The organism is Kineosporia sp. A_224, assembly GCF_002198655.1.
Taxonomy (GTDB): domain Bacteria; phylum Actinomycetota; class Actinomycetes; order Actinomycetales; family Kineosporiaceae; genus R-H-3.
This window is the reverse complement of the sequence record NZ_MWLN01000216.1, coordinates 47,498-54,427: the sequence shown is the minus strand read 5'-3', so window position 1 is coordinate 54,427 and position 6,930 is coordinate 47,498. Positions and strand designations below refer to the sequence as shown.

The window sequence follows — 6,930 nt, the reverse complement described above, 5'->3', positions numbered from 1 at the left end:
CCTCGACCCGGCGGACGCCGACGAGGTCGGCCGCGGCCCGGGCGGCCCGGGGCACGAGGACGAGCCCGGCGACGGTCGGGGCGAGCGCCACGACGACCGCGGCGTCCGCGCCGGCGGGCGGGTCGAGCGCGACGGCGTCCCGCGGGCGGAGCACGGCGGGCGGCGCGCCGTCGGGGCCGGGCTCCGGCTGCTCGGCGGCGACGAGGAACGCCGTGCCGGGGAGCAGGTCGGCGAGCGCGGACCGCAGGGCGCCGTCGAGGACCCCGGCGGGGAGCCCGACCGGGACGAGGTCCCACGGCGTCCGGCCGGCGGCCGCGACCTCGGTGAGCAGGTCGGCGTAGCCGGCCGCGGCTTCGCGGACGAGGGCGTCCGTCGCCGGCCCGGGGGCGACGTGCCGGCGCGACGGGTCGAGCGGGAACGTGCCGACGAGCAGCGCGGGCCATGGCAGCGGCTCGTCGCTCGGGGTCGGGGCGTGCAGGACCTGGGTGCGTGGCGCCGTGCTTTGCTCTGCCATCAGGAGCGAGCCACCGCCCGCTTGCTCTGCCATCAGGAGCGAGCCGGTGGCCGGTCCGTCCCGGTGGCTCGCTGGTGATGGCAGAGCAGAGCCTGCCGCAGGCAGGGCCCAGGTGAGCGACCACGCGGTGCGGGCGCGCTCCTCGGTGGGCCGGTCGGCGAGCAGCGCGTCGGCGAACCGGCCGGAGCGGCGGACGACGTGCCAGCGGGCCGCGACGTCGCGCACCGTGCGCGGCTCCCGGCCGGGCAGCTCGAGCATGACCTCGGCGAGCGCCGGGAGCGCGACGAGCAGTGCGTCGCCGACCTCGTCGAGGAGCCGGACGACGAGGTCCTCGGCGACGGCGTCGCGCAGCGGGAGCACGACCGCCGTGTCGTAGCCCTCGGGCGGTGTCCCCTCGGCGGGGAAGGGCAGCCGCAGCACCGGGACGTGGCCGTCCCGGCGGGCGAGCTCCTCGGCCAGCGCGGGTGTGCCGGCCGCCGCGTGCGTGACGAGGTCGCGGGTGTCGGCGGCGGAGAACCGGACGCCGCCGTGCCGGGAGAGCACCGCGGGCTCGTCGCTGACCCCGAGCACGGCGGCGAACCCGACGCCGAACCGGCCGACCGTCGACGCGTCGCCGCGCTTGGCGGACGCGCGCAGGGTCGAGAGCGCCTCGACGCCGGCGTCGTCGAGCGCTGCGCCGGTGTTCGCCGCGACGAGGACGGGGCCGTCCTCGAGGTCGGTGAGCCGCAGGAGCAGCCGGCCGTCGACCCCGGCCCGGGCCGCGGCGTCGGCGGCGTTCTGGGCCAGCTCGACGACGAGCCGGTCGCGGTAGCCGCCGAGGGCGAGGTCCTCTTCGGCGTTGGCGTCCTCCCGGAACCGGACGGCCGCCGCCCGCCACCCGGCGAGGACCCGCTGCCGGACCGCCCCGGTGTCGAAGGGGTCGCCGTCGGACGGGTCGTCGCTCACGACTCGGGGGTGGCCGCCGCCTCGGTCGCAGCGGCGGGCTCCTCGGCGGGGGCCTCGGCTGCCGGCTCGGTCTGCGCCACCGGCTCGGTCTGCGCCACCGGCTCGGTCTGCGCCACCGGCTCGGCCTGCGCCACCGGCTCGGTCTGCGCCACCGGCTCGAGGTCGGCAACGGGCTCGACCTCGGAGACCGGCTCGGCGTCCGCGACCGGCTCCACGCCCGGGTCGGCGTCGGCCACCGCCTCCGGCGCGTCGGCGTCGGCGTCGTCCGCAGCGACGTCGTCCGCGGCCTCGTCCTTGACCCGGCGCACGATGACGACCGACTCGGCGCCGGTCTCGTCGAGGATCGGCTCGGGCAGCGGCACCGGCTCGACGGGCTCGACGTCCGTCTCGCTGTGCGCGCCGCAGCCGTGGTCGACGCTGACGACCCGCGCGTCCGACGGCGACCACTCGTTGGCGCACACCCCGAAGACCTGGCGCAGGGCGCCGGCCATCGGCAGGAAGTACGCGCACGTGGAGCACGGTGCGGCGGCGTGGATGGCCTCCTCGGCCGTCGGGCCGCGGTCCCCGAGGTACCAGCGCTCGGTCGCGGCGGCCCGGCCGAGGGCACCGAGCACCCGGGCCCGGCCGAGGCCCAGCTCCCAGAGCGCGACCTCGTCGGCCTCGTCGTCGTCGGCCTGCGTGTAGCCGGGCTCGAGGTACGGGTCGTCGGCGCGATAGGGCAGAACGTCGGCCGCGCGCAGGTCGCCCGGGGCGAGCCGGTCCGACCAGGGCAGCCACGTCGGGGAGAGGATCGCGTCGCCGCCGGGCAGCAGCACGGTGTCGGAGACGGTGGGTACCTCGTCGCCGGGCACGTTGACGACGCTGATCGCCCAGTACCAGCCGCGGTACCCGCGCGCGGTGCACGCGAAGGCGTGCGTGACGACGCCGGGGGCCTCGGCGTGCACGCCCAGGTGCTCGCCGACCGTGCCCTTCTCGGCGATCCCCTCGGCGGCCGCGCGGGCGAGGTCGACGGCGGCCGCGGCGACCGGGTCGGGGTCGCCGGCGTACGGCGCCTCCTCCTCCGGCTCGGCCACGGGCTCGGTCACGGGCTCGGCCGCGGTCTCGGCTGCGGCGTCCGGAGCCGGCGCGTCGTGCTCGCCGGGACCCTCGACGGACGCCTCCGGCGTGGCCGGGGCGGCCTGCTCGGGGTCGGTCACGGTCTCGTCGTGGACGGCGGCGTCGCCGGCGCGGGTGGAAGGCACGCGTCGATTGTCCCCCATCGCCGGGGCCCGGCGGTCCCGACCGCCCGTCGCGCCGCGAGAACCTCGCCCGGCTTGCGAGGATGGACACGTGGAGCTCGGTCCCCCGCCTCGTCCCCCGCAGCGCCCGGCTGCCCGCCCGGCGCGGGGCCGGCGGCTGGCCGGGGACGTCCGGCGCGCCGCCGGCGGGGCCCGGCGTGCGGGCCGGGCGACCGCACAGGCGTCGGCCCGGGCCGCCCGCGGCGGGATCCGCGCCGTCCGCTCGGCGACCCACGCGGGCGGGGCCGGGGAGTCCGGGCTCGCCCGGGTCCTCGAGCTGCACATCGTCCAGACCGCCGGGGACGTCCTCGTCGCGACCGCGCTCGCGAGCACCGTCTTCTTCGCCGTCCCGACCGAGGAGGCCCGCAGCCGGGTCGCGACCTCGCTGCTCGTGACGATGGTGCCGTTCGCCGTCCTCGCGCCGGTCATCGGCCCGCTGCTCGACCGGGTGCGGCACGGCCGGCGGTACGCGCTCGCGACGACGATGCTCGTGCGGTCGTTCCTCGCGTGGGTCATGGCCGGGGCGGTCGGAGCGACGGTGGCGTCCGCGACCCCGCTGTCGTTCTACCTCGCGGCGTTCGGCTTCCTCGTGGGGCAGAAGGCGTACCACGTGACCCGGGCGGCGGCCGTGCCCCGGGTGCTGCCCGGCGGCATCGGGCTCGTCGCGGCGAACTCGCGGATCTCGCTCGCCGGGGTCGCGGCCATGGTCGTCGCGGCACCGATCGGGGTCGGCCTCACCGCGTGGGCCGGCCCGCAGTGGTCGCTACGGCTGGCGTTCGTCGTCCTCGCCGCCGGCGTCGTCCTCGCACTGGCCCTGCCGGCCGTCGTCGACGTCGGCGAGGGCGAGGTGGGGGCGCTGCTGTCGTCGGGCACGGACGCCGAGGGCACGGCCGTGGACGACGGCGGGCCGGAGGACGAGCCCGGGGCGGACCGGGCGGCGTCCGCGCCCGACTCCGCAAGCGGCCGGCGCCGCCGCAGCATCGGCCCCCGGGTCGTGCTCGCGCTGCGCGGGAACGCGACGGTGCGGGCCTTCACCGGCTTCCTCACGCTCTTCCTCGCGTTCCGGCTGCGCACCGACCCGCTGCCCGGCTTCGGCCAGACGACGGCCGTCGCGGTCGTCGTCGCGCTCGCCGCGGTCGGCGGCGGCCTCGGCACCGTGCTCGGCAACCGGCTGCGGCGGGTCGACACCGAACGGCTCGTCGTCGTCACCCTCGCCGGGACGGCGCTCGCCACCGCCTGGGCGGCGCTGGCCTACGGGCCGTGGCCCGTCTTCGCCGTCGCCCTCGTCGCGGGCACCGCGCAGTCGCTCGCCAAGCTCTGCCTCGACGCGCTCGTCCAGGTCGACGTCCCCGAGGAGGTCCGGACGTCGGCCTTCGCACGTTCCGAGACGGTGCTGCAGCTGGCCTGGGTCGCCGGTGGCTTCGTCGGGCTCGTGCTGCCGCTGTCCGGGGCGTGGGGCCTGGGCATCGCCGCGGTCGGGACGGCGGCGTCCGGTTTCGCCTCGGCGCTCAGCCTCGCGGGCCGCACCCGGCGGGACGGCGGCACCCGCCGCGCCCGCCCGGCCTGACGCAGCGGGGTACGTCCCGTCCTGTGGCGGGTCGTGCACCTCACGAGCGGCGTCCTCTGGTGGGAGACGCACGTTCGACTCGTCCTCTGGTGTCGCAAGCACCCCAAAACACGGTTTTGACGTCGTTGACCCGCCAGAGGACGCCAACCCCCTGCTGTCAGGTGGGCAAGCCGCCAGAGGACGCCGCTCGTGAGGTGCACGACCCACCAGAGGACGAAGGCACCCATCGATGGGGTGCACGACCCACCAGAGGATGAGGTGCACAACCCACCACAGGACGCTTCGGGGACGCACGTGGCCCCGGTCGACATCAGCCCTCGACCGGGTCGCCGGCCGGAACGCCCCGGCCGAACGACCCCGCCGAAGCCCGCCGGTCAGGCCTCGAGGTCCCCCGCGACCGCGCGGAGCACCGCCGAGACCTTCGACGCGTGCGACTTGTCCGGATAGCGACCGCGGCGCAGCCCGTTGCCGAGGTCGTCGAGGAGCTTGATGAGGTCCTCGACGATGACAACCATGTCCTCCGGCGGCTTGCGGGTCGCCTTGACCACCGACGGCACCGGCTCGAGCACGCGCACGGACAGCGCCTGCAGCCCGCGCTTGCCCTCGGCGACGCCGAACTCGACCTTGGCCCCCGGCTTGAGGGACACACCCGCAGGCAGCGCCGACGCGTGGACGAAGACGTCGCCGCCGTCGTCGTTCGCAAGGAAGCCGAAGCCCTTGTCGTCGTCGTACCACTTCACCTTGCCTGTAGGCACGTCACACCCTCGATCACGCAGATCCCTCGCCGGCAGCACGCACCGGCAACCGGTTGTGCCCGAGAAGGCTATCGGCAGGCGCAAGGGGTTTCGCAGGGCGGTTGGCACCGGTTCGTCCCGGCCGCGCCCGGTCAGTCGCAGCGGCTGTCGGAGCGGCCGACGACCTTGGTGGCGCGCCACCCGCCGTCGGTCCGGGCGAAGGTCGTGACCTGCGGCAGGAGCCCGGCCGAGGAGTCCTCGACGACGGTGCCGGCGCTGTCGACGACCCGCAGGTCCGACGCCACGCAGGCGACGACCTCGGCCTGCGCGCCGTCGACCTCGACCGCGGGCACCCGCAGCGCCATCGTGCCCTCGAGGTGCTGCCCGCTCTGCCGGAACTGGGCGGCGACAGCGAGGACCTCGTCGAGCGCCTCGCCCGATGCGAGGTCCTGGGCCTGGACGACGTCTGTCCCGGGCTCGGCGTACGCCCGGATCCGCACCTCCCAGTACCGGCGCCACGCCGCGGCGACGTCCTTCTGCGACGTCGTGGTGGCGGCGACCCGGCCCACGGACAGCGTCACGGCGCCGTCGGCGAAGCGGACCTCCGAGCGTGACGACGAGGGCGACGGACCGGACGACGGACCGGACGCGGACGACGTCCCGGCGCCGGCGGCCGTGGTGGCCGACGGGTCCTCGGTGAGCGGCCGGAAGACGACCTCGTCGGCGCAGGCCGACAGCAGGACCGTCAGCGCCGCGGCCGCGACGACCGGCGCCAGCCGGCGGCGGACGACGCCGGCGGGGCGGGCGGCACTGCGGGGGCGGGGACCGGGGACCGACATCGCACGACCTTCGTGACGGGTACCCCTGACGGGTACCGGCTGCAGGGTAGGAGTGTCCCGGAGCCGGGAAGGTTCACGAAGGGCCGCTCCCCCGCCACGTCGTACCCTGGGCGCGTGACGTCGACGCCGCCGCAGCGCACCCTCGCCGACCGCCTCGTCATGGGCGGCGGCATCGTGTTCCTCGTCGGGATCCTCGTGCTCGCGCTCGTCATGGTGTTCTTCGCGCGCACGGGTGACGCGCCGCTGTGGCTCGTCGGGCTCGCGCTGCTCAGCCCGATCGGCTTCGCGATCTCGTTCTCCGGCCTCGTCGTCCAGGCCCGCGCCCACCGCCGCGACTGACCGGCCGTGCGGGTCCGCCCGCGGTCCGGCGGGCTCAGCCCGCCCGCTCGGTCCGCTGCGCCGCGTCCTCCGCCCAGGTTCGCAGCCACGCCGGGAACCCGGTGAGGTCCGGCAGGACGACGTCCGCCCCGGCCGCGGCGAGGTCGGCGGCGGGGTGGGGGCCGGTCGCGACGGCCACCGAGACCGCCCCGGCCACCTGCGCCGCCTCGACGTCGCCGGGGTGGTCGCCGACGTAGACGTCGGCGTGCTCGGTCGCCAGCCGGACGCCCTTCGCCGCCGCGTAGAGCCCGCCGACGACGAGGTCGGGCGCGAGCACCCCGGCGTCGAGCCCGACGTGCTCGAGGACCCGCCGCACCGCGTGCTCGACCTTCGCCGAGACGACGAGCACCCGCCCGCCGAGCGCGTGGACCGCCTCGAAAGCCTCCGCCGCCCCCGGCAGCAGCGTGATCGGCGGGATCCCGGTGACCGGGTACAGCGCGCGGTACCGGTCCGCGGTGGCGACCGGGTCGACGTCCGGCGCGATGACCCGCAGCGTGTCCTCGAGCGGCACCCCGATGAACCGCCGTGCGGCCTCCGGGTCGACGCTCACCCCGACCTCGGCGCACGCGGCGGTGATCGTCGCGACGATCCCGCTCGCGGAGTCGACGAGCGTCATGTCGAGGTCGAAGCCGACGACCGGGCCGGTGGGAGGGGGCTGCACGCGTCGAGCGTACGG

Annotated in this window: 7 protein-coding genes; 2 read left to right on the top strand and 5 right to left on the bottom strand. The window is 77.0% G+C overall.

All coding sequences use genetic code 11. The features are described from left to right. A partial coding sequence (locus tag EDJALFJO_RS27730) for a sacsin N-terminal ATP-binding-like domain-containing protein (protein ID WP_233150075.1) occupies positions 1 to 1,459 on the bottom strand: 1,459 nt, incomplete at its 3' end. After that, positions 1,456 to 2,700, bottom strand: coding sequence for a DUF3027 domain-containing protein (locus tag EDJALFJO_RS27725; RefSeq protein ID WP_233150074.1), 1,245 nt, complete (start codon positions 2,698 to 2,700; stop codon positions 1,456 to 1,458). The genes EDJALFJO_RS27730 and EDJALFJO_RS27725, both read right to left, overlap by 4 nt. A gap of 88 nt (positions 2,701 to 2,788) precedes the next feature. On the opposite strand from EDJALFJO_RS27725, the gene EDJALFJO_RS27720 reads away from it, so the two are divergent. Then, positions 2,789 to 4,303, top strand: coding sequence for an MFS transporter (locus tag EDJALFJO_RS27720; protein WP_198950715.1), 1,515 nt, complete (start codon positions 2,789 to 2,791; stop codon positions 4,301 to 4,303). A 374-nt stretch (positions 4,304 to 4,677) separates the two neighbouring features. Here the strand turns inward: EDJALFJO_RS27720 and EDJALFJO_RS36170 are convergent, their stop codons facing one another. Further along, on the bottom strand, positions 4,678 to 5,058 hold the full coding sequence (locus EDJALFJO_RS36170) for a cold-shock protein (RefSeq protein WP_088289555.1): 381 nt from the start codon (positions 5,056 to 5,058) through the stop codon (positions 4,678 to 4,680). Between the two features lie 131 nt (positions 5,059 to 5,189). Further along, on the bottom strand, positions 5,190 to 5,876 hold the full coding sequence (locus EDJALFJO_RS27710; protein ID WP_088289554.1) for a hypothetical protein: 687 nt from the start codon (positions 5,874 to 5,876) through the stop codon (positions 5,190 to 5,192). A 114-nt stretch (positions 5,877 to 5,990) separates the two neighbouring features. Here EDJALFJO_RS27710 and EDJALFJO_RS27705 point away from each other — a divergent pair, with 114 nt between their 5' ends. Further along, positions 5,991 to 6,215, top strand: coding sequence for a hypothetical protein (locus EDJALFJO_RS27705; RefSeq protein WP_088289553.1), 225 nt, complete (start codon positions 5,991 to 5,993; stop codon positions 6,213 to 6,215). Between the two features lie 34 nt (positions 6,216 to 6,249). Here EDJALFJO_RS27705 and EDJALFJO_RS27700 read toward each other — a convergent pair whose 3' ends face one another. Beyond that, complete coding sequence (locus EDJALFJO_RS27700) at positions 6,250 to 6,915, bottom strand: HAD family hydrolase (RefSeq protein WP_233150073.1); 666 nt, start codon at positions 6,913 to 6,915, stop codon at positions 6,250 to 6,252. Between the last annotated feature and the right edge of the window lie 15 nt (positions 6,916 to 6,930).